This window comes from Flavobacterium collinsii (genome assembly GCF_946903285.1).
GTDB lineage: Bacteria > Bacteroidota > Bacteroidia > Flavobacteriales > Flavobacteriaceae > Flavobacterium > Flavobacterium collinsii.
Window position 1 is genome coordinate 4605876 of record NZ_OX336425.1, and the last position, 21554, is coordinate 4627429.

At 34.0% G+C, this 21554-nt stretch carries 15 protein-coding genes, 1 CRISPR repeat array and 1 riboswitch; of the genes, 9 read left to right on the plus strand and 6 right to left on the minus strand.

All coding sequences use genetic code 11. The annotated features are described in order from the left end of the window. The 3 genes from cas1 (at nt 1) to OGZ34_RS18735 (ending at nt 5216) form a co-directional block, all read left to right on the plus strand. On the plus strand, nt 1-897 hold the full coding sequence (gene cas1, locus OGZ34_RS18725; RefSeq protein WP_263361313.1) for a type II CRISPR-associated endonuclease Cas1: 897 nt from the start codon (nt 1-3) through the stop codon (nt 895-897). Further along, nucleotides 890-1237: a CRISPR-associated endonuclease Cas2 gene (cas2, locus tag OGZ34_RS18730; RefSeq protein WP_059118971.1), complete on the plus strand. Its 348-nt coding sequence runs from the start codon at nt 890-892 to the stop codon at nt 1235-1237. The genes cas1 and cas2 overlap by 8 nt, the downstream gene beginning before the upstream one ends. A 115-nt stretch (nt 1238-1352) precedes the next feature. Beyond that, nucleotides 1353-3066: a CRISPR direct-repeat array (repeat unit 46 nt; unit sequence GTTGGGAATTATAAGTAAAAATACAATTTTGAAAGCAATTCACAAC). An 872-nt stretch (nt 3067-3938) separates the two neighbouring features. Continuing rightward, nucleotides 3939-5216, plus strand: a complete 1278-nt coding sequence (locus OGZ34_RS18735; protein ID WP_263361314.1) for a glycosyl hydrolase family 18 protein — start codon at nt 3939-3941, stop codon at nt 5214-5216. 1127 nt (nt 5217-6343) lie between these two features. Here OGZ34_RS18735 and OGZ34_RS18740 read toward each other — a convergent pair. The 3 genes from OGZ34_RS18740 to OGZ34_RS18750 form a co-directional block, all read right to left on the minus strand. Then, nucleotides 6344-6622: a hypothetical protein gene (locus tag OGZ34_RS18740; RefSeq protein ID WP_263361315.1), complete on the minus strand. Its 279-nt coding sequence runs from the start codon at nt 6620-6622 to the stop codon at nt 6344-6346. Between the two features lie 201 nt (nt 6623-6823). Next, nucleotides 6824-8296 carry an aminotransferase class V-fold PLP-dependent enzyme gene (locus tag OGZ34_RS18745; RefSeq protein ID WP_263361316.1) on the minus strand — a complete coding sequence of 491 codons (1473 nt, stop codon included), beginning with the start codon at nt 8294-8296 and terminating at the stop codon, nt 6824-6826. A gap of 49 nt (nt 8297-8345) precedes the next feature. Then, on the minus strand, nt 8346-9335 hold the full coding sequence (locus OGZ34_RS18750; RefSeq protein WP_263361317.1) for a TlpA disulfide reductase family protein: 990 nt from the start codon (nt 9333-9335) through the stop codon (nt 8346-8348). A 304-nt stretch (nt 9336-9639) separates the two neighbouring features. Further along, nucleotides 9640-9739: riboswitch (SAM riboswitch) on the minus strand. 411 nt (nt 9740-10150) lie between these two features. On the opposite strand from OGZ34_RS18750, the gene OGZ34_RS18755 reads away from it, so the two are divergent. The 6 genes from OGZ34_RS18755 to OGZ34_RS18780 all read left to right on the plus strand — a co-directional run bounded on the left by OGZ34_RS18755 (nt 10151) and on the right by OGZ34_RS18780 (nt 18567). After that, nucleotides 10151-10441: a transposase gene (locus OGZ34_RS18755; RefSeq protein WP_263361318.1), complete on the plus strand. Its 291-nt coding sequence runs from the start codon at nt 10151-10153 to the stop codon at nt 10439-10441. Then, entirely contained in the window at nt 10390-11313 is a 924-nt protein-coding gene (locus OGZ34_RS18760; protein ID WP_263361319.1) for an IS3 family transposase, read from the plus strand. Before OGZ34_RS18755 ends, OGZ34_RS18760 begins: the two co-directional genes overlap by 52 nt. Before the next feature lie 754 nt (nt 11314-12067). After that, nucleotides 12068-12859: a hypothetical protein gene (locus OGZ34_RS18765; RefSeq protein WP_263361320.1), complete on the plus strand. Its 792-nt coding sequence runs from the start codon at nt 12068-12070 to the stop codon at nt 12857-12859. Between the two features lie 95 nt (nt 12860-12954). Further along, entirely contained in the window at nt 12955-13998 is a 1044-nt protein-coding gene (locus OGZ34_RS18770) for a hypothetical protein (protein ID WP_263361321.1), read from the plus strand. After that, nucleotides 13988-15118 (plus strand): hypothetical protein, encoded by a 1131-nt coding sequence (locus OGZ34_RS18775; protein ID WP_263361322.1) that lies wholly within the window; start codon nt 13988-13990, stop codon nt 15116-15118. The genes OGZ34_RS18770 and OGZ34_RS18775 overlap by 11 nt, the downstream gene beginning before the upstream one ends. A gap of 1553 nt (nt 15119-16671) precedes the next feature. After that, on the plus strand, nt 16672-18567 hold the full coding sequence (locus OGZ34_RS18780) for a flavin monoamine oxidase family protein (RefSeq protein ID WP_263361323.1): 1896 nt from the start codon (nt 16672-16674) through the stop codon (nt 18565-18567). A 221-nt stretch (nt 18568-18788) separates the two neighbouring features. On the opposite strand, the gene OGZ34_RS18785 is transcribed toward OGZ34_RS18780, so the two are convergent. From OGZ34_RS18785 to OGZ34_RS18795, 3 genes are all read right to left on the minus strand, one after another. Beyond that, entirely contained in the window at nt 18789-19241 is a 453-nt protein-coding gene (locus OGZ34_RS18785) for an Lrp/AsnC family transcriptional regulator (protein WP_173964873.1), read from the minus strand. 226 nt (nt 19242-19467) lie between these two features. Then, nucleotides 19468-20460 carry a bile acid:sodium symporter family protein gene (locus tag OGZ34_RS18790; RefSeq protein ID WP_263361324.1) on the minus strand — a complete coding sequence of 331 codons (993 nt, stop codon included), beginning with the start codon at nt 20458-20460 and terminating at the stop codon, nt 19468-19470. Between the two features lie 58 nt (nt 20461-20518). Next, nucleotides 20519-21550 carry a methionine synthase gene (locus OGZ34_RS18795; RefSeq protein WP_263361325.1) on the minus strand — a complete coding sequence of 344 codons (1032 nt, stop codon included), beginning with the start codon at nt 21548-21550 and terminating at the stop codon, nt 20519-20521. Between the last annotated feature and the right edge of the window lie 4 nt (nt 21551-21554).

Below are 21554 nucleotides of genomic sequence, written 5' to 3' on the forward strand. Positions count from 1 at the left end.
ATGATAAAACGCACCCTTTTTTTTGGTAATCCTGCTTATTTAAGTACGAAAAACGAACAAATAGTAATCTCTTATCCACATAAGGAAGAAGAGACCAAAACAGTTGCCATCGAAGATATTGGGGTGATTGTCTTAGAAAATCAACAAATTACAATAACCAATGGTTTGTTAGAAAAACTAACTCATAACAATGTTGCTTTAATCAATTGTGATCAGCAACATTTACCTATTGGTTTATTAATGCCGCTCAGCGGACATACAGAGCAAACAGAACGCTTTAAAAATCAAATTAACGCTTCTGTTCCTTTAAAAAAGAACTTATGGCAACAAACTATTAGTTCTAAAATAACAAATCAGGGAGGATTATTAAAAGAAAAAGGAATCCCAATGCGCAAAATGGAATTATGGGCAAAGGAAGTAACCTCGGGTGATTCTTTAAATCACGAAGCCAGGGCTGCTGTATATTATTGGCAAAGCCTTATAAAAGTAGAGAATTTCACAAGAGGTCAAAAAGGTATTCCTCCAAATAATTTACTCAATTATGGTTATGCCATTTTGAGGGCTATTACAGCAAGAGCATTAGTAAGCTCGGGAATGCTCCCGACATTGGGAATTTTTCATCGCAATAAATATAATGCGTATTGCCTCGCTGATGATATTATGGAACCTTATCGGCCATATGTGGATTTGATTGTATGCCATATTATGGAAACATTTGATTCTTATGAAGAGTTAACAATTGAAATAAAAAAACAATTATTGAATATTGCAACAATAGATGTAAACATTGATGGTAAAAATAGCCCCTTGATGGTTGCAATGAGTAGAACAACCAATTCTTTACATGAATGTTTTGAGGGAAGTTCCAGAAGAATTTTATACCCAATTTATGTATGACGAACATTACACACGTTTAAATCAATATAGGAGTTTGTGGATATTAGTATTTTTTGACCTACCCACCGAAACGCGTAAAGAGCGTAAAATTGCAAGTAATTTTCGCAAGAGATTATTAGACGATGGTTTTTCTATGTTCCAATTTTCAATATATATGCGTTTTTGTGCTAGTCGGGAAAATGCCGAGGTACACTCTAAAAGAATAAAAAATAGCTTACCTGAGCATGGAAAAATTGGTGTGATGCAAATCACAGACAAACAATTTGGAATGATGGAACTATTTTATGGAAAAAAGCCTGTAGAAACAGAAAAACCATCTCAACAGTTAGAACTTTTCTAATATTAGGATTAAAAAACCATCTAAGTAGCTGTAATCCAGACCTTAAATCGAACTGTTTTTCAATTCCTAAACAAACTCATAACTGCCAACATATCAAACGATTAACTCGCGGTATGTTGGGAATTATAAGTAAAAATACAATTTTGAAAGCAATTCACAACCAAGAAAAGAATCTTTTATTCGTCGCAATGTTGGGAATTATAAGTAAAAATACAATTTTGAAAGCAATTCACAACAATTGCTTCCTCGGTTATCTTGTCGGTCAGTTGGGAATTATAAGTAAAAATACAATTTTGAAAGCAATTCACAACATTAAAGTAGATGCAGAAAAATTTTTAAAAGTTGGGAATTATAAGTAAAAATACAATTTTGAAAGCAATTCACAACTAGATTTGTCTCATAGTTTATGGAAACTTGTTGGGAATTATAAGTAAAAATACAATTTTGAAAGCAATTCACAACGGAGAATAGGCGAAGCCTAGCCTACACAAGGTTGGGAATTATAAGTAAAAATACAATTTTGAAAGCAATTCACAACACTACGCCAACAAACAAGAAGAGGTAGGATGTTGGGAATTATAAGTAAAAATACAATTTTGAAAGCAATTCACAACATGGGAACGAAACAAATACAAAAAAGGAGGGTTGGGAATTATAAGTAAAAATACAATTTTGAAAGCAATTCACAACCATCAACTTCTTTTAATTCAGCAATATATTGTTGGGAATTATAAGTAAAAATACAATTTTGAAAGCAATTCACAACAAGTGCGGAAAAGTTTTTAATTAATTGCTAGTTGGGAATTATAAGTAAAAATACAATTTTGAAAGCAATTCACAACAATCAATAAGTTCAAACAAAAGATTCTCTAGTTGGGAATTATAAGTAAAAATACAATTTTGAAAGCAATTCACAACGTGAACTATATAGTGAAATATATAAATAAAGTTGGGAATTATAAGTAAAAATACAATTTTGAAAGCAATTCACAACACTATGCCAACAAGCAAGAAGAAGTAGGATGTTGGGAATTATAAGTAAAAATACAATTTTGAAAGCAATTCACAACAAGATACACAAGCGGTACAAGAAATTGAAGGTTGGGAATTATAAGTAAAAATACAATTTTGAAAGCAATTCACAACATGAAAAACAAATCATTTATTCAGTTGCAAGTTGGGAATTATAAGTAAAAATACAATTTTGAAAGCAATTCACAACACGAGGGATCCGTATGACAAGCAAAAGAAGGTTGGGAATTATAAGTAAAAATACAATTTTGAAAGCAATTCACAACCCCAGATCAATCACTAAATTCTTGCCTTTAGTTGGGAATTATAAGTAAAAATACAATTTTGAAAGCAATTCACAACCCTAAAGGATGCTTGGCAAAGCAAACCTAAGTTGGGAATTATAAGTAAAAATACAATTTTGAAAGCAATTCACAACTGTGAAAATTGTCATTCGTTTGACAATGAAGTTGGGAATTATAAGTAAAAATACAATTTTGAAAGCAATTCACAACTACTGCTGTAGAGGTAAAAAGTTTTGATACGTTGGGAATTATAAGTAAAAATACAATTTTGAAAGCAATTCACAACGCAATGCTGGACCAGCGGTTGAAAAATATGTTGGGAATTATAAGTAAAAATACAATTTTGAAAGCAATTCACAACAAGCGGTTAAGCGTGGGTTTGTTGAAGGATGTTGGGAATTATAAGTAAAAATACAATTTTGAAAGCAATTCACAACAAACAAGCTAATCAATTTTCAATATAAAGTGTTGGGAATTATAAGTAAAAATACAATTTTGAAAGTAATTCACAACTGTAAGGGTATATTGCCCTGTCCGGAATTGGTTGGGAATTATACGTAAAAATACAATTGGAATTGTCTTTTACTATGCCACAAAAAAACTAAGGTTCTTAATTTATCAAAAGTAATTGTCTATTTTTGATATAAATAGAATTACATCGCTCATTTAAAAACAAGACAATGTTCTCAGAAATTGATCATTCTAAGTTTTGTGGCAACATCGTGGCACAGTGATTAAAAAAAATTAGCAAATGCAGTATAGGCAAGGGTTTCAAGCTTAAGGTTCGAATCCTGCTCTCCCCACAAAAAAAGTCCTGAAACATTTCAGGACTTTTTTTTTGACCTAAGAAAACATAATAAAACCTGCAAATCATAGGATTCGCAGGTTTTTTGCATTTAAGATACTTTTCAATCTTTGCAAAAATGCTCGAAATTTCTATGGCAGAATTGTGGCACACGCTATTTTGAAAAACTAGAAGTTCAGTAAAATCAAGCGTTGACGAGTTTAGGTTCGAAACTTTTAGAAAACAAAAAAACAATTGAGATAAAAATTAAGAAAGCAAATAGACGCTCAAGGAATAACAAACTTTAGTAACTATCTTTTTACAAATTAATTCCCGCAAATTCCTACTGGCATATCATAATGGAAAAACCATAAGACAAATTTGTGTTTATTTTATAATCTAATTTTGTGTTTTGATTCTTAACCTTTAATTCTTCTTCTAAATCGTTTAAAATAATTAACTGCATCTTATTCCAAGATTATGCTTACTCATACATTAAAAAATCGTACTCATTACATTTTTTGCATTATAAAAGCCTATTAGTCGGTATTTTTAATAAAGAAATTAAAAACTAGGTAGAAAACTCTTAAATTCTAATCACATGAAAAACAAAAAAAACTTTACCGGCGCCATCGGTGCGTGGCTGACTAATGAGCTACATCCAGCAAACGCGACCTACAGCTCACCCAACAGCAATTTTAGTTCTATTAAGCTCAACGGGATATACAGCACCCTTGATTACCTGAGCATCGGCTGGTTTGGAGTGGATATGAGTAACCCTAGCAGTCCCACCCTGCAAACCAGTAACACATATCTTGCACAACAGGTTTTAGATGCCCGTGCACAAAACCCGGACATCACCATATTTGCTTTACTGGCCTATACCCAAGAAATCACCAAAGATCTCCAAACGATCATCAACAACCCCGCCCTGCTGACCACTTTTGCGACCAATGTTGCCAACTTTCTGGCTAACAATGACCTCAATGGTTTCGACATTGATTGGGAACAGCCCACGAGCCAACTCTCCCATAAGCAATGTGGCCAATGGCTCAACGCATTGGGTAAGGCTTTCGGGGATACCTATTATCTGGCCATTTCGGCGAGTTCTAACCAGTCCGGTAATGTCAACAACCTGAATGCGGATGCTGTGAATGCCAATGTAGATGTGTTCAATTTGCAAAGTTACTGGGTTAGCAATCCTAGCGTATTTATTGCACACGGTATCAATGCCGATCTATTGGGATTCGGTGCTTATTTAGAAAGTGGTGTCACTGCGCTTTATGCTTCTCAACAATACGCTGCTGGGATTCAGTACCAGAGTAAGCAATACCCCTACCAAACTATGATGAGTTGGCGGCTTGATTCTTCCAACTGGCCTTTCGAGCAAAGTCAGCAACTATTGATGCGACCATACCTGACCGGCCAACCGGATGTGGTTGTGTTCGACGATGGAGCCATCTTGAATGCGCAAACTACTCCTACTATTATCCAAAGTATCGTTATCCGTAGCGGAGATGTTGTGGATGCCATCCAATGTACCAATGCCAGCAGCGACGGCTCATATGTGGTACAACTATTACAACACGGTGGTGATGGCGGCAATGGGAATAATCCGATCAATCTCACAAATGGCCTCACCGCTTTCAGTTACGTAACAGGCTACTGGTACGGACAAAATGTGGTAGTTCAAATCACCATCAACGGCACAAGTTATCCCGCCACCATTAATCCCAATGTAGTTGATACACAAAATTTTCAGGTGACTGCTCCTTCGGGTAGAACTATTATTGCATTCAGTGGACAAACCTGTTATGTGAATTTGGCAGGCGGAGGTTTCAGTTGGGTGTTATCGCAGATCAACGGAGTATTCGGTTAGTGATTTTTTTATTCCCTCTATTGCTTGTATGCAACGAGTGCCTACATAATATTTAAAAGATAATTGTAGCGTTTGTAACGCGGGCTAATAAAAAAAGGTTCTTAATACGTTTTATTAAGTAGTAAGTATCTAAAAAGCCACATTGCAAACGCTTTGATTTAGTTTATACAAGTAAAAGGGTACTCGCTCAAAACAATCAACAGATTGAGTTTTTACAGGAAGTTATTTTGTAGTTTAAATCAGCTATATTTACGTTCAAAATAATAAAAAAAGGAGGTTTTGAGACAAACTGACGTTAGCGGGGACAACTAAATTTTTATTGAAGGGCTTCTATTTTTCGCACATATCGCAGATTTGCAGACACATTGCTTTTTATTAAATTTATTTGTCCGTTTAAAATTACAAAAAAAAATAAAACTCACACCCCCCCATAAACTATTGATTTTCAAATAATAAAACTTGAACAAGACCTTTTCAAACAGTCTTCAAAGATGCTTTTGGATTTAGTGGACTTGACACATTTTTGCTAGTAATCACTCAGATCTATAATCATTAAATTTCATGTCAAAACATTTAAATGGCTCCAAAATATTTATTGGAGTTGCCTTCAATTTTACCACAAAAAAACTAAGCCTGTTAATTTCCCGCATTTATCAAAAGGAATTGCCTATTTTTGATTCAAATAGAATTACACCGCTCATTTAAAACAAGATAATGTTCTCAAAAATTGATCATTCTAAGTTTTGTGGCAAAATCGTGGCGCATGGTGTTTTTGAAAACTAGAAATCCAACCAAATAAGGCTCTAAGAAGCCGAGGTTCGAATATATTAAGTACTCAAAACAAAAGAGATTTCTTTGTTTCGTAATGCCAACAAGTAAACGGAAGATTTAGACCAATGCAGATAGTCTTCATTTTCCATATATTTTTTGATTTGAAAAATTTCCTTTTATAATAGCTGGTACGGATATTGTTTGACACACCTCAAAAAATACGAGGAGTCACATTTATTAATAACCAATATTTTATAATTATGATAGGTAGCTCTTGAAATATTGAAGACTTTTAGTGCACTTTTAAGAGAAACTATGCCTTTTATCATTTCGACAACATTTACCACTTTTTCTTTTTATGAAGCTATTTGTCGTTTGATTCCTTTTACTTCACCGATAATCTCATGATAGGTATGAGAAAGTTTGAAATAAGCTTCCATGATGTTTTTTGCATTTCTGGATTTTCCAGTCCGTTTTATGAGGTCTAATTCTTCTTCTATAAAATTAGCGACTTCACAACCTAGGTACTTGTCGGCTGCTTCATGTCCCCAACGGTACTTGTTTGATTTGGGAATTTTGGCTTTTGTAGTATTAGGTAGGTTATCGTATAATCCGTTTCGAATGTAACGTTTCACATTGGTATCCCATGAAAATACTAAAGTTTATGAATATATAAGGTTATTGTAATCCAAAATCTATACTCTTCAGTCCGTATATTTCAAACTTAATTTTTCTTAAATTACCGAAATGTTAAAGAGATAATAAAAATAAGAAGAGTTCTGCTCGATCATGCACTGGCATATAAATAATAGTTAAACTTTAATTGTGGTCATGATTTAATCTAACTTAAACCATTCATTTACCTCTTCAGCAATCATTTCCCTTATTTCAGTAATTTCAAATTCATTTGTAACGGAATTATATTCGTAATCTTTTTGCCATTTCTTGTAATGTAAAGCCACCTGCTCTATCGCGTCACATATAAACATAAGTTCATCATTTGTCATAATCGGATGCAGAGACAACCGTACCCAGCCTGGTTTATTAGTTTGGTTTCTCTCTAAGAGTTCGTTTGTAATTGTTGCTGATTTCTTTTCGTTTATACTAAACAAATAATGCGCATAAGTACTTGCGCATGACCAGCCCCCGCGAACTTGAATCCCAAAACGATCATTTAAAAGCTTTACGATTAGATTATAGTGAATATCTCTAATCACAAAAGAAACACAACCGATTCTTTCTGTTTTTAAATCTCCTAAAACGGACAAACCTTTTATTTTTTGAAACCTCAGAAAACAAAGATCAAGCAGTTCTTTTTCTCTTTTTTTAATATTTGGAATTCCCATTTTATCTTTTAATTCTAAAGCTAAAGCAGTCCTTATTACCTGCAGAAAACCAGGTGTCCCTCCATCTTCTCTAACCTCTATTTCCTTGCTATAACAATATTTACCTAGAGGATTTGTCCATTTAACATTTCCGCCACCTGGATTATCAGGAAATTCAGCTTTGTATAATTTTTCATTAAATACTAAAACACCAGAGGTTCCCGGTCCTCCTAGAAATTTATGAGGAGAAAAGAAAATAGCATCTAATTGCTCCTGTGGATCTTTTGGATGCATATCAATTTTGACATAAGGTGCTGAAGCAGCAAAGTCTACAAAACAAAGTCCTCCATTTTGATGCATGATTTTCGCCAATTCATAATAAGGTGTAATAATTCCTGTAACATTTGAACAGGCGGTAAACGAACCTATTTTTAAGCTTCTGTGAGCGTATTTTTTAATTTCTTGAGAAAGAATATTGGAATCGACCAAATTATTTTCGTCTGGAGGCAAAATCACAACGTCAGCATTTGTTTCATACCATGAAACCTGATTGGAATGATGTTCCATATGCGTAATAAATATAACTGGCTTATCAGTTTCGTAATTTTTTCGTAAACGCATAATACGGTGTAATTTTGACAAAGCCGCCGTCATTCCTGTTCCTGTAGTCACCAAGACATCAGATTCATTTGCGTTTACTGACTTCTTAATTATATCTCTCGCATATTGATAAGCATTGGTTGAAGTCTGACCTGTTTGACTAGAAAGTGAATGCGTATTGGCAATCATTGGACCAATTTTATGGAGCATAATATCCTCAATTGGAGCGTATAATCTCCCACTGGCAACCCAATCTGCATAAAGCAGGTTTTGTTTTCCATAAACTGATTTAAAGCAGTGGTTTACTCCTATTGTATTTTCTCTAAATTTTGAGAAGTAACACTCCAATTCAATTGGTTCTGTTGTTGTATCAATCGCATTCATTTCCTTTATCATTTTAATTAACTAAATTTATTATTAGAATCTTCGAAGATTAATTTGCTTGTCCTAAAAGCGATTTAAGAGTAGTCTGCAATTCTTCTCCGTGAAGATTTTTTGCTACGATTATTCCTTTTGAATCGACTAAATAATTCCCCGGAATAGCTCTTACTCCATATAATTTTGCAATAGCACTATTCCAGAAAAGTAAATCAGAAACGTGCAGCCAAGTCAAATTATCATCGTGAATTCCTTTAATCCAATTTTCTTTCTTTTTATCCAAAGAAACTCCTACTATATTAAATCCTTTGTCATGAAATTCTTTATAAGCTGCAACGATATTTGGGTTTTCTCTTCGGCATGGTCCGCACCATGAAGCCCAGAAATCAACTAAAGTATAGCCTTTTAAATTTTCAGAAAGACGAACTGGTTTGTCTTGCGGATCATTAGCTATAAAATCAGGGACTTTTTTACCAATCGCCAAACCGTCTAAAACGGTAACCAGTTCTTTCAACTCTTTTACATATGTAGTGTTTTGCTGGCTTTTATCAAGCAAAGCAATGTTCTGAGTTATTTGTTCCGGTGTCAATCTGTAAGACCAGTTTCTATATAATACATAAGCTGGAACTATAGATTTTGGATTTTCCGTAATGAATTTACTTATTTCTATATCTTTCGATTTTCTATACGACTCAAATAAATTTTGAGATTCAGAACCTTCAACCACAGATGTGCTATAATATTTCTTTGGACTTAATTTTACGTTAATTGGACCTTTTTCAAGAAAAACATACAATGGAGAATCTTCTGTGTTTACACTCAATCCATACAATTCAGGTGTTTTCACTTTTGTCTTAAAGCTGAAGTTTCCGTCCTTCACTTTTACGGAATCAATAGTGGTAAACATTTTATTGTGAAATTTCTGCAAATAAACATATTGAGCAACCGTATCTATAACAACTCCTTTAAGCTGTAAATTACTTTCTTGTGCCTGTATTTGTGTTGCTTCAAGTAATAAGGCAAATCCTAATAGTATTTTTTTCATTTTATTTTGATTGTTTAATAAAAATTTGAGATAATCGAATAGTACGTTTTTTTTCATTTTAGTTTAGTTTAATATTGAACAAAAGAATTCCCTCGAGCTATTTTAAAAGAGCTTTAGTAAATGCTGTTTATAAAGATGTATTGGAGAAACTAGTTTTTTTGCATTCGTAAACCAGCAAGACTATTTTCTTCAAAAATTGAATTCAAAAGCTCATAACTGGCATACAAATGTTGTTGTTTGGTTTTCATTTTAAAAAATAAATAAATTTAACAATGATGACCTTATTCAGATTTTGAGTAAATCTTTCTTATCTGTCCGCTACAGCGGCAGGATTTAGCACCTTATTAAGCAACAGGTTGCTAAGACGTCACAGGGCCTACTCCCTCAGTCTTTCTGGATAAGTATCATACAGAAATTTTCTGCGATACAAATATATACAAATTCTATATAATTAGTATAATTTAAAAATATTTTTTTAGGTTTATATTTCAAAAATATAAATTGGTTATATAGTTATGGTGGACACAGACTAATTTGAGTATTGAATTTAGTCTTTTGCTACGTTTTACATACAGAAACAAGACTGTGAACCTCCAATTTTAGCACAAAAAACAAGGTTGGAGTTGCCTTCAATTTTGCCACAAAAAATTAAGGCGGTTTTTGAGAAAAACCTAAAAAGAGGTAAATAGCTTGTTTTTTTTTGGAGTTGCCTCCAATTTTGCCACAAAAAGTTAAGGCAGTTTTGTTCATGAGGATGAAGACTTGTTTTTTTACACTATAATTCTAAAGAAAAAAAGGAATTAAATTTATAGTTTATGAAAAAGACAAGAAAAAAAAACACGTTAGGATTCAAGATTCTGGCGGCCTCGATGAGCATCAACTGCGGAAAGGTACTTGAAGTGGCGAAGGAGCTAAATATCAGCGTAGACTCCCTTCAGCATTGGAAGAAGCTTTACAAAGACGGGAAGTTTGTTGCAAAAAAAACTTCTGTCTCCGCTCTTGATCAAAAAGAACTCCTAAAAATGCGTAAGCAGATCAAAGAGCTACAGACGGAATGCGCTATACTAAAAAAGGCTCAAGACATCTTCTCCAAGAACGGCGGGTAAGATATGAATTTATCAGAGAGCATGCCGCGATATTTCCCGTTGGGAAGATGTGCAGGGTTTTTAAGGTCGATCCGAGCTGCTACTATAAATGGCTGAAAGGTCTACCTAGCAGCAGAGCCGTGCATAAAATTTTCATCGCATCTGAAATTACCCGAATCTACCACTGGAGCCAGTGCACATACGGAAGCCCCAGAATTGCCAAAGAACTCTCAGCAATCGGCATTAAAGTATCCCGGGCGTTTGTAGCGAAGATCATGATGGAAAACCATCTGCGTAGCATTGCAAAAACGAAATTCAGAAAAACCACAAACTCTGCTCATAGATATCTGACGCCACCGAACATCCTAGAGCAGGATTTTAAGACAGTCCGGTGCTGCGAAGTATGGGTCTCAGACATTACCTATATAGAAACCGACGAAGGATGGCTCTATCTTACGGTGGTAATAGACCTTTTTGATCGCAAAGTGATAGGCTGGTCCTTAAGCGAAAACCTAAAAGCAAAAGAAACAAGTATCAGGGCTTTTAAAAATGCGATAGTTAACCGTCCTTTAGAATGTAACCAGAAATTACTGTTCCACTCTGACAGGGGCACACAATATGCATGCCTATGGTTTGCTTCTCTATTGGAAGGCACCAGCCAGATTATCCGTAGCATGAGCGGAAAGGGAAACTGCTTTGACAACGCCGTGGCCGAGAGCTTTTTCAAAACGCTGAAAACAGAATTGATCTATCATAACACCTATGCCACAAAAGAGAAAGCAAAAGATTCAATTTCAGGCTATATAGAGAACTTTTATAACAAACATAGGAGGCATTCCGCACTGGGAAATTTGACAATTGAGGAATTTCACAATCAATTTAATATCTCATGATTAGATGAAGCTACTTGTCGCTTTTATTATCTACTTTAAGTTTTTATATATACTTTCACTTGCAGTTGTTGGCCTTACTTATTTCTGGATGTGCTAACAAAAACTGTAGAATGAGAAAGAACACTATGCCCTAATCTGTAACACTACCGATTTTATAAAGGCATTTAAAATAGTGAAGGGTGCAAAAATGCATCCTTAACTTTGTCTCCACTTTCTGTTAGCAGATCCAGAATTCAGAGAATATCATTTCCCAAAAGAATTCATCTTCTATGTTAATAGTTTTTTTCATTAGTATCCACTTAAAATACGCTAAAAACCAACTGATTAATATTATGTTCATGACATTATTGTAATCTGATTTTATAAGTAATTCATTTATGGGTATTTTGTCTAGTAATGATGCCGATAAAATTTGTAGAATTTCGTAATTTGAACGATTAATTTTTAATTGATTCCAACAAGTAAAATATTTAACCGATTTATTGCCTAACTATTTACTGGTTAACCTGTTAAAAACACCTTGAGGAGGGATTCAACCAATTGAGAAAAAACATATTTACCTTGATTCAGATTCATAATATTGATTTACAAACATAATAATCATTTCAAATCGTCACGCTCAAAAATGACTATTAAGATACAGATTTACAATAATTTAAAAGAACTTATTTTCTTTTTTAGTGGACACTAGTGTAATAATGTATATATTTATAGAATTGAAAACCCAAAAAATCTATCGATAACTAAAATACTTATGAGATTAAAACTGGTTGGTAAAAAAGAACTTACCTACATACTATTCCTTTGTATTACTGTGAATTATGCCCAAAATGGAACATTAAAAAAAAATAAAACCACACCGAGCACTAAATCCAAACTAGAGACATTAGCATCAATTGAAAAAGTCTGTCAAACCATAATAGACGATTATTACGTTAATCCAAATAGTATTACTTTAACTGAAAGTAATATTAGCGGCACTTCCACAGATAAAAATTTGCTTGAAGTATTCAATGATATTTCGGTTGAACTAAAAAAAAACAAAAATAGTACTACCGAAAGTACTCGAACTGAAACTAAAGTAAGTAATGCAATGTCATTTAGCGAAGTGTATCCAAAGGAAAAATATGAAGCTTTGATAGCTCATGGAACTGCTTTTGTCAAAAAATCTGAATTGCTTTCACAATCGCTGCAAAAGAAAGGAACCGAATTTGACACAGCTGCTAAAGCAAATAATATTGAAGAAGTTAAAAAGGCTTACACTAAAATGGGATTGGCATTTAACGTTATGGGTACTAAGCTTGATAGCGCAATACTGGAATTGAGAAGAACACAACCGTATATAGTTGAAACCTATACAAAAATAACGGCTGTTGGCAACGAAACAGATACTTTAAAAAAAGTAGAAACTACCGTTGATGCCACAAACAGTATGATTGGAATCCTACATTATTTGTCGGCTATTAAAAATTGTAATACTGTAGTCTCTAAAATTCAAGAATATTTGGCACAATTATCTAAGGCATCAGCTACCCAAAAAGGTTGATTTGTATAACGGTCCATATAAATGTCTAATATTATTTTGAAGTCCGAATACATCAATAAGTTAACTAGCCAGATCGAATATAAATATTATTTAAAATGCATAAAATAAAAACCCTACTACTATTTCTTTCCCTTTCGCTAACCTGCTTTTCACAGCTTAAAACCAATAATCAAAATGGAATTAATAAAGATTTGTATCGTTTAAATTTAAATGATTCGGTTAAATCAGTCGTTTATGGTCGTACCTTTTACAAAGAAGATCTCACAGCATATGAAATAGATGATATCATTGATATAGTAATATTACGACAAAACTCATATGAATCGTATGAGTTTAACAAATATGGTTTGATATCAAGACATTTTTCCGATTCACTAGTATATGACCCAAAAGATCTTCAAAATAATTTCAAATATGAATTGGATAAAAAGGTGTATCGTGTACCTGATTGGACGGGAATGGTTAATTTAAATATTCAAAGTGTAAATAAAACTACGTTTAAGAGGTCTAACTGTTTTACAAATCAAGACTCGGATTTTGCTTATAAATATAATTTCGACAAAAATGGTAAAATTACTGCTGAAAAAGAATATTTTGTAAACAAAGATGATTCTAATAATATAATTGAAACTCAACTATACCAAACCAAAAAATATGTATATGATATTAAAGGGAATTTAGTCCAGCAACGTTTAATTTATGAAGGAGAATACAAGAAAAATAATTATTATACGGAAAAAGATGGGGCGCATGAAAAATGGATCTATGAATATGATGTTAAAAATCGCTTAATTAAAGTAGCTGAAATCTATGCTGTAGAACCTCAGGAAGTCCAAGAGCCACCTATAGTACAGAAATACAAATATCATCCTACAGAAAATTACGTTACTGAGATTGAAATATTTTACGAGGCTGGTTTTGGTAATAAATATAAAAAAGCTAAATTTTATTATAACAAAAATGCGGATATCATAGCATGTGAATACGTAAATGATTATTTAAATAAACAAGAAAAAGTCTTTTACGAGTATGAGTATGATAGTCATAACAATTGGATAAAATGTAAACTTAAATACAATTCCATGCAGGACGAAGTGATTAAAAGTATTAAAAGAAAAATTTCATATTATGGAAATTAAATTAGATGTTAAAAAAGTTATTGTAGGTTTTGCATTAATTTACTGTAGCCTTTGCATTGCTCAGGAAAACAAATTAAAAGTAAACAGATCATTAAATTTAAACGGCCCTGTGAAGACCGTGAATACATTTTATTCCTTTTACAAACAAAACATTACACCACTAGTAAAATATCGTGTTTTATTTGAAAATGATATTGCTAGTGATGATTCTTATGAATTTAACAAAGAAGGACTTCCTATACAAAAAGCAATTACTCTTAGAACCAAAGGTTATGAAGATCGTCCGGTGGGAAAATTATATAAATATGAATATGATGACAAAGACTATATTTTAAAAAAAGATTTATTGCCTTACCTAAGCATTTTAAAACCATTATCCATTGATTTGGATTTACAAATCCAGACTAATTTCTCTATTGAAACTAGATTTAAAAATGACAGAGATTATAAAATAGCCAAACTAGACAGCGCAAGTATAGCACTAAATAAATATCAAGATCAATATAGAGATCTAAGGCAGTTTCAATATCAATATAAAACTGAAGGAAATAAAATTATTGAAGAAAAGGTTTATTATAAACCTAAACCTGAGCGAAAAATATTTAAATCACCTTCAGAAGATGAACTACTATTAGTCAGAACATTTAAATACGATTCGAAAGGAAACCTAATAGAATGTAATTTTGATCCAAAGAACACAAGCCCATATCGCGACACTCATGTAGACAATAAATTTCATTATGCTTGTGACACTAAATTTAAATGTTACTACGATGACAAAAGCAAAATCGCCAAGATAACTTGGAGTAACTATTTAGGAACATCCCTTACTGCAATTTATACTTATGACTCTAACAATACTTATGTTCAAAAAATACATATTACAGGTCAACAAACTTATCCCTACCCAAGTGATGATCTGGTTTTCAACTATAATGAAAATAACGATTTAGTGGAAGTCAATTTTATTAGTGAAGATGAAATAAATCAGCCAACAAACAGATATTATGAATATGAATACGATAATCATAAAAACTGGATTAAGTGTAAGATGTATTTAGAAGGGAATAAAAATGAAGTAACAGCCACAATGGAGCGAAAGATTCAATATTTTAAATAGTAGATTGTTGAAAATCTGAAACCTATACTTTAAACTCCGAAGCATTCGAACCCCATAACCAGTCTGCAGTATTTCTTTATTAGATTTAACACAACTAATTTTTACAAAATAAGCCCTACAGAATAAGCCAATTGCAATCTAATTTTAAATGATTCAAGCAATTTTGTGTTCATTATCAATCAGTTGTTGGATGTGCTAAAAAAATTGAAGAATTATAAAAGAGAATATAATCTTAAATTACTTCTCAATTCCTTTTAACATCTCTTAAAGGCTTTCAAAATTTTCTCTGTTAGTTCGTCTTAAAAATTTGCAACTTTGCCTTTCAATTAATTACGAATTACAACATTATTTAAACAGATAATCTGCTCCGGAACTTTTAAAAATACATAAAAATGCACAAAAAGTTCATGGCAGAATCGTGGCAAAATAACGAGAAAATATTAGGGAATGCAGTATAAAAGCGGGATGCAACATTTTTGTTCGAATCGCTCTTCCTCCATTAATTAATGAAACTCAAATTATAATATGTTCCTTTTTTCGTACTTTTACATTTACAGCAAGAATTATAATGTTCATTCAAACAAGTTTCTTAATAACTCAAATAATTTTTACGTTTTGAGTTTCGTGGTAACATCGTGGCAAACTAGGTCGAAAAAAAATAAAACGCAGGAGATACGTAGGTTTCAAGCTTAAGGTTCGAATCCTGCTCTCCCCACAAAAAAACATAGCAAAACCTGCAAATCATAGGATTCGCAGGTTTTTTTTGCATTTATGACAGTTTTCAATCTTTGTAAAAACACTCAAAAGTTCTGTGGCAAAATTGCGGCAAAACTTAGATGGAAGGGATACTTTTTTACCACAAAAAGATAAGGCGGCCTTGTAAAGACTGAGCACTAATTCTCTGTCTTTTTCTGGTCAAAAGAAAGTCTACTGTATAGCCTAATTTATCTACTGCTCGATATAAACAACATCAAATACCTTTTACTTTGATATAAATTTGATCAAATCTCCACCTTGTACCTACTTTACCCTTTCTCTTCTTCATCTCTGACTCAATAATAGGTGTAAACTTATAAACCCAACGCTGAATAGTAGCATGATCAACATGAACTCCACGCATTTTCATGATCTCTTCAAGATCCCGATAGCTTAATGTAAACCTAAGCTTAAATTATACTGCCTGCAATACAATAGACTTCGGATAGCAATGGCCTTTCGTATTCATCAGTTTAAAAATTAAAAAAAGGCAAAGGTAAAACTTAGCTTTAGATGCAACAGAACCTAATCTTCTTTATAAAACCGCATTCATACAATAACCCTAAGTAATTTATTTTATTGGAATAAATCAATTTTATTCACAACAAAAAAACATCCATTCACGACAGAAAAACCTTCATTAATGACATCTTTTTCATTTTTTTTATTTTCAATCATTAATTTCATTTCAGAAAATAAAATCTAGAATTAGAAAGCGTTTTCGAGATTAACCCAAAGAAAATACGAATACCATAGAAATCAAAATTTTTTATTTTTTAACATAAAATTTATACAAAATGGGACAGTACAAAAGTCGTCAGGAATTTTTAGAAAACAATCCGAGATCAATTGCATTCGCCGCATTGGCCAAAGCAACAAAAATGCAAGACAAGATTACCAATCAAGCGATTAAACTTAGTCCAAATCAACTAGAAGGAAAGGAGGTTATAATCATCGGGTCTGGTGTTGGGGGACTTACCACCGCGTACGAACTACTCGCTCAAGGGTCTGGTGCAAAAGTAACCATTCTGGAAGCATCTCATAAAACGGGAGGACGCTGCATGAGCTTACGCACAGGGGATACACTCATCGAAGATGCAAACAGTGATTTGTTCGATTCAAAACCTGGAAAACCACAAGTTGTTCGATTTAAACGCCCAGTGGGAGATTCAGAACCTTACCTTAATGCAGGACCTGGTCGTATTCCAAGCAGTCACAAACGACTCCTTTCTTACTTAAAACGTTTTTCGGTAGACGTTGAAATATATGTGATGAACTCTGAATCTAATTTGGTTCAAAAGGACGAAAGTTTTGGAGGTAAACCTATGGTTTACCGTCGTTTGGATCATAATACAAGAGGTTGGTTGGCGCACATGGTATACAAAAATGCGGAAGAATTACTTCGCAATTCACAAGTGGGAATTAGTGACGGTAATCTTAAAACACGCGTTGAAGATTTACAAAGTTTGATGATCAGTTTCGGAGAGCTTGATGTAGATGGAACCTATAGCGCAACGGCAGGATCACCTGGCTTCGAGGATGGAAAAACACGCGCTGGATATGAAGTTTTACCTGGTGTTGCGGCTGGAATTGTAGCCGATGTTTTGAGTTTTGATAAATTGCTGGAATCAAAATTTTGGGAAGGCACAAAATTCTATCAACCTACAGATTTTCTTTGGCAACCTACTTTATTTCAACCCGTTGGAGGAATGGATCAGGTGCAACACGCTTTTGCTCAACAAGTGGCAGCTTTGGGAGGAAATATTCTTTTGAATAGTCCTGTAAAAAAAATAAAATGGGACTCAACTAAAAAGAAGTACATCATTTCGGTTGGACAAGTTGGAACAGAAGAACCGATCTTTTACGAAGCTGATTATTGTGTTTGCAACCTTGCGATGCCTTTTTTGAAAAATATTCTAGACTCTGATCTCCTAAAATCGGGACTTGAACCTGAATTTAAAGATGCATTAACAGCAGTTTTTGTGGCACAATTTGAACCAACACAAGCTCCAGGTTATAAACCGCGAAGAGACGGATACGTTCCGCGTTTTTTAGCCTGTACCTCCAAAGTGGGCTGGCAAGCAAATCGATCTTTATGGCAAGGAAGCCCAATAAATCTCAAGACAATGGGAGTTGAAAAATCCGAAGTGGGAGTTGTACCTATTTTTGGAGGAATCTCTTGGACAGACAATGAAATTCAACAAATTTGGTATCCATCTACGGCGTATCAAGACGAAAAAGGCGTGCTAACAGGCGCTTATAATTTTGATAAAGTAGCACACGATTGGGGAAAATTACCCGTTGATGAGCGACTTACCAAAGCACGAAATGATGCCAGTAAATTCGGTAAGAAATTTGCCGAAGGCTTGGAAGAAGGTGTTGCCATAGCTTGGCAAAATATGCCAAATATCAAGGGTGGCTGGGCATATTGGCAAGCCGTTGGAGATGCGAACTACTCAACGAAACAATTTAACGCTATTGCACAAGGATCTGGAATTATAGATCCGAAAACAAAAAATGCGAGCAATGCTAACTTTTTTATTGTTGGTGATCAAATTTCCTCCCTTCCTGGTTGGCAAGAAGGCGCTATTGCAGCTGCATTAAATGCAATTTCGAGAATGGCAAAACCAGAGGTTAAAATACAGCCATTGAAAAATTTACCAGACACTCGTTTGATGGTGGAAGGTATCTAAATCAATTAAATAGAAATGAATGGAACGACGCGGAAAGTATTCTGCGTCGTTTTTTTTATTATATGTTTGATTCGAAATTATCAGTAGAACAACTAAAAAAAAATAGATCAATATTTTATTACAATAACGAAAGAATTAAATCAAATTTAAACATAATGTACTCAATACATTTTCTGTCACAAAAGCTAAGGCGAATTTCAAATAAATAAGCCATCGCGGAACTATCCATACATATTTTTTATCTCCGACATAACAAAGGTACTTTGGGTACTTCCTATACTTTCAACTGATCCTAATTTATTAAACACAAAATCCTGATAATGCTTCATATCTTTGGCAGAAACTTTCATTAAAAAATCGTAATCTCCTGAAATATTGTAACATTCCACAACTTCTTCTATTTTCATAATATCACTAACAAATTGATTGCCGATATTACGATCGTGCTGTTTAAGTTTGATATTACAAAAAACAATGAAACCTCTATTTAATTTTTCTGCATCAAGCAGGGCAATATATTTTTTAATATATCCGCTGTTTTCCAATCTTTTAATCCGCTCAAAAACAGGCGATGCCGAAAGATTCACCATTTTAGCAAGCTCTTTTACAGTGTATTTAGAATTATCGTGAAGTATATTTAATAACTGAAGATCAATTTCATCTATCTGCTCCATAGAATATTACTTTAAACAGGTTTATTTATTTTTAAATCAGAATAAAATTCTTCAAATATAACCAAAAACAATACAAAAATCTTATTTCATACAAGTTAAAAACATAAAATACTGCAACTTTCATCTTCACAGTATAAAAATCTAAAAGGTATTATTTTATAGTAGTGAGCGTTATTCTTGACGCCCTTTATCAAAAGAAGATAAAGGGCAACGTCATAAATAAACATTATACTTCTTTTCGTCGAGCCATACCCTGAGCGATGATACTGGCAGCAATCAATTGCAAGGCATGGTAAAGCATGAGCGGCAGCAATACGATGCCGGTGATAGTACTGTGCTGAAAAAGTACTTTTGACATAACAGTGCCGTGTACCAATGACTTTTTAGACCCGCAGAATAAAACAGTAATGCGGTCTTCATCTGAAAAACCAAGCAGGCGGCTGAGTAGTCCAACACAAAAGAATACGGCAAAAAACAACGTTATCATCCCTGTAGCAAGTCCAGCAAGTTCAAGGGCGGTGAAGCCTTCAAAAAGATGTTCGGAAAATGACTTGCAAAACGATGTGTAAATAATCGTTAGAATAACTGACTGATCGAAATATTTGAGCTGTTTCTTGTATTTTTCGGCAATGGCGCCGAAACGGGAATTGAGGCATATGCCAATGATAACAGGCAGCAAGACTTGAAGAATCAACTTTATGACGATATGAGTAACATCAAAATCGCCTGTGGCAGAAGCTATAAACAGCCCAACCCATAGCGGCGTAACCACTACTCCAATCAAACTGGAAATACTCGCATTGAAAATGGCTGCGGGAATGTTTCCCTTGGCGATGGAAACCATGACCACAGAAGAGGATACTGTAGATGGTAAAGCTGCCAGAAAAAATACACCCAGCCAAAGCAGCTCGAAGCCGTTATTGACAAACAACGGACGAAATGCCAAAACGATGAGGGGAAAAAATAAAAAGGTTGTCAACTGAACGACAATGTGCATTTTCCAATTGGAAAGTCCTGCTTTTAGTTTCTCAACACTCAGTCGCATGCCATAAAACAAGAAAATCAAGGAAACGCCTGCATTGGCAATCTCCTCCAGCGAAACTGGTTCTTTGACCATACCTGGCTGTGGCAAAAAATAAGCCATCAGAATCATGGTGGCTATCATTAACAGGAAACCGTCGAAACCTGCTTTTTTTAATACTTCTAATAATTTCTTCAATGTGTTTTAAATATTATTCCTCCGTGAAGGCAAGGACTCCATTATTAATATATTGAGACTAAATCCCAAGTTCTTTGCGTATAATTTCTGCTCCTGCGCTTAAAGCATTTAACTTACCTCTGGCTATGTTTCGAGATAGCGGCGCCATACCGCAGTTTGTAGAAGGGTAAAGATTTTCGGCATCTACAAACTCAAGAGCTTTACGCAGGGTCGCAGCTACTTCTTCTGGTGTTTCGATAGTATTGGTTGCTACATCAATCGCACCGACCATTACTTTTTTTCCGCGAACAAGTTCCATTAAATTTAAAGGCACATTGGAGTTGTGACATTCTAATGACACAATATCAATTTTAGATTTTTGAATTTTCGGAAAAATTTCTTCGTATTGTCGCCACTCTGAACCTAATGTCTTTTTCCAATCAGTATTTGCCTGTATTCCATAACCATAGCAAATATGAACCGCAGTTTGACAATGTAAACCTTCAATGGCTCTTTCTAATGCCGCCATTCCCCAATCGTTTACTTCATCAAAGAACACATTAAATGCAGGTTCATCAAACTGGATAATATCTACCCCTGCGTCTTGAAGTTCTCTTGCTTCTTCATTGAGTGCTTTCGCAAATTCCCACGCCAATTTTTCCCGGCTTTTATAATGGTCGTCGTACAAGGTATCTACCATTGTCAACGGGCCTGGCAATGCCCATTTTATAGGCTTATTAGTCTGTTTACGTAAAAATTTAGCATCTTCAACAAAAACTGCTTTTTGACGTGCAACCTCACCTACTACCACTGGAACACTCGCGTCATAACGGTTACGGATTTTTACTGTTTTACGGTTTTCAAAATCTACACCGCTCAAATGCTCGATAAAAGTCGTTACAAAATGCTGGCGTGTCTGCTCGCCGTCACAAATGATATCCAGATCTGCCAATTGTTGTTCCTGCAGAGAAATGCGTAAAGCATCTTGTTTCCCTTCAAGCAGCTGATCGCCTTCTAATTTCCATGGTGACCAAAGTTTTTCGGGTGGTGCTAGCCAGGCAGGTTTTGGTAAACTTCCAACAATAGAGGTAGGTAATAATAATTTCTTCATAATA

What these genes read in the sequence shown, in the direction of transcription:
- OGZ34_RS18795 (WP_263361325.1), bottom strand. Translation starts at nt 21,550, where the DNA reads ATGAAGAAATTATTATTACCTACCTCTATTGTTGGAAGTTTACCAAAA.
- OGZ34_RS18770 (WP_263361321.1), top strand. Translation starts at nt 12,955, where the DNA reads ATGCATAAAATAAAAACCCTACTACTATTTCTTTCCCTTTCGCTAACC.
- OGZ34_RS18760 (WP_263361319.1), top strand. Translation starts at nt 10,390, where the DNA reads ATGCGCTATACTAAAAAAGGCTCAAGACATCTTCTCCAAGAACGGCGG.
- OGZ34_RS18755 (WP_263361318.1), top strand. Translation starts at nt 10,151, where the DNA reads ATGAAAAAGACAAGAAAAAAAAACACGTTAGGATTCAAGATTCTGGCG.
- cas2 (WP_059118971.1), top strand. Translation starts at nt 890, where the DNA reads ATGTATGACGAACATTACACACGTTTAAATCAATATAGGAGTTTGTGG.
- OGZ34_RS18735 (WP_263361314.1), top strand. Translation starts at nt 3,939, where the DNA reads ATGAAAAACAAAAAAAACTTTACCGGCGCCATCGGTGCGTGGCTGACT.
- OGZ34_RS18780 (WP_263361323.1), top strand. Translation starts at nt 16,672, where the DNA reads ATGGGACAGTACAAAAGTCGTCAGGAATTTTTAGAAAACAATCCGAGA.
- cas1 (WP_263361313.1), top strand. Translation starts at nt 1, where the DNA reads ATGATAAAACGCACCCTTTTTTTTGGTAATCCTGCTTATTTAAGTACG.
- OGZ34_RS18775 (WP_263361322.1), top strand. Translation starts at nt 13,988, where the DNA reads ATGGAAATTAAATTAGATGTTAAAAAAGTTATTGTAGGTTTTGCATTA.
- OGZ34_RS18765 (WP_263361320.1), top strand. Translation starts at nt 12,068, where the DNA reads ATGAGATTAAAACTGGTTGGTAAAAAAGAACTTACCTACATACTATTC.
- OGZ34_RS18750 (WP_263361317.1), bottom strand. Translation starts at nt 9,335, where the DNA reads ATGAAAAAAATACTATTAGGATTTGCCTTATTACTTGAAGCAACACAA.
- OGZ34_RS18745 (WP_263361316.1), bottom strand. Translation starts at nt 8,296, where the DNA reads ATGAATGCGATTGATACAACAACAGAACCAATTGAATTGGAGTGTTAC.
- OGZ34_RS18785 (WP_173964873.1), bottom strand. Translation starts at nt 19,241, where the DNA reads ATGGAGCAGATAGATGAAATTGATCTTCAGTTATTAAATATACTTCAC.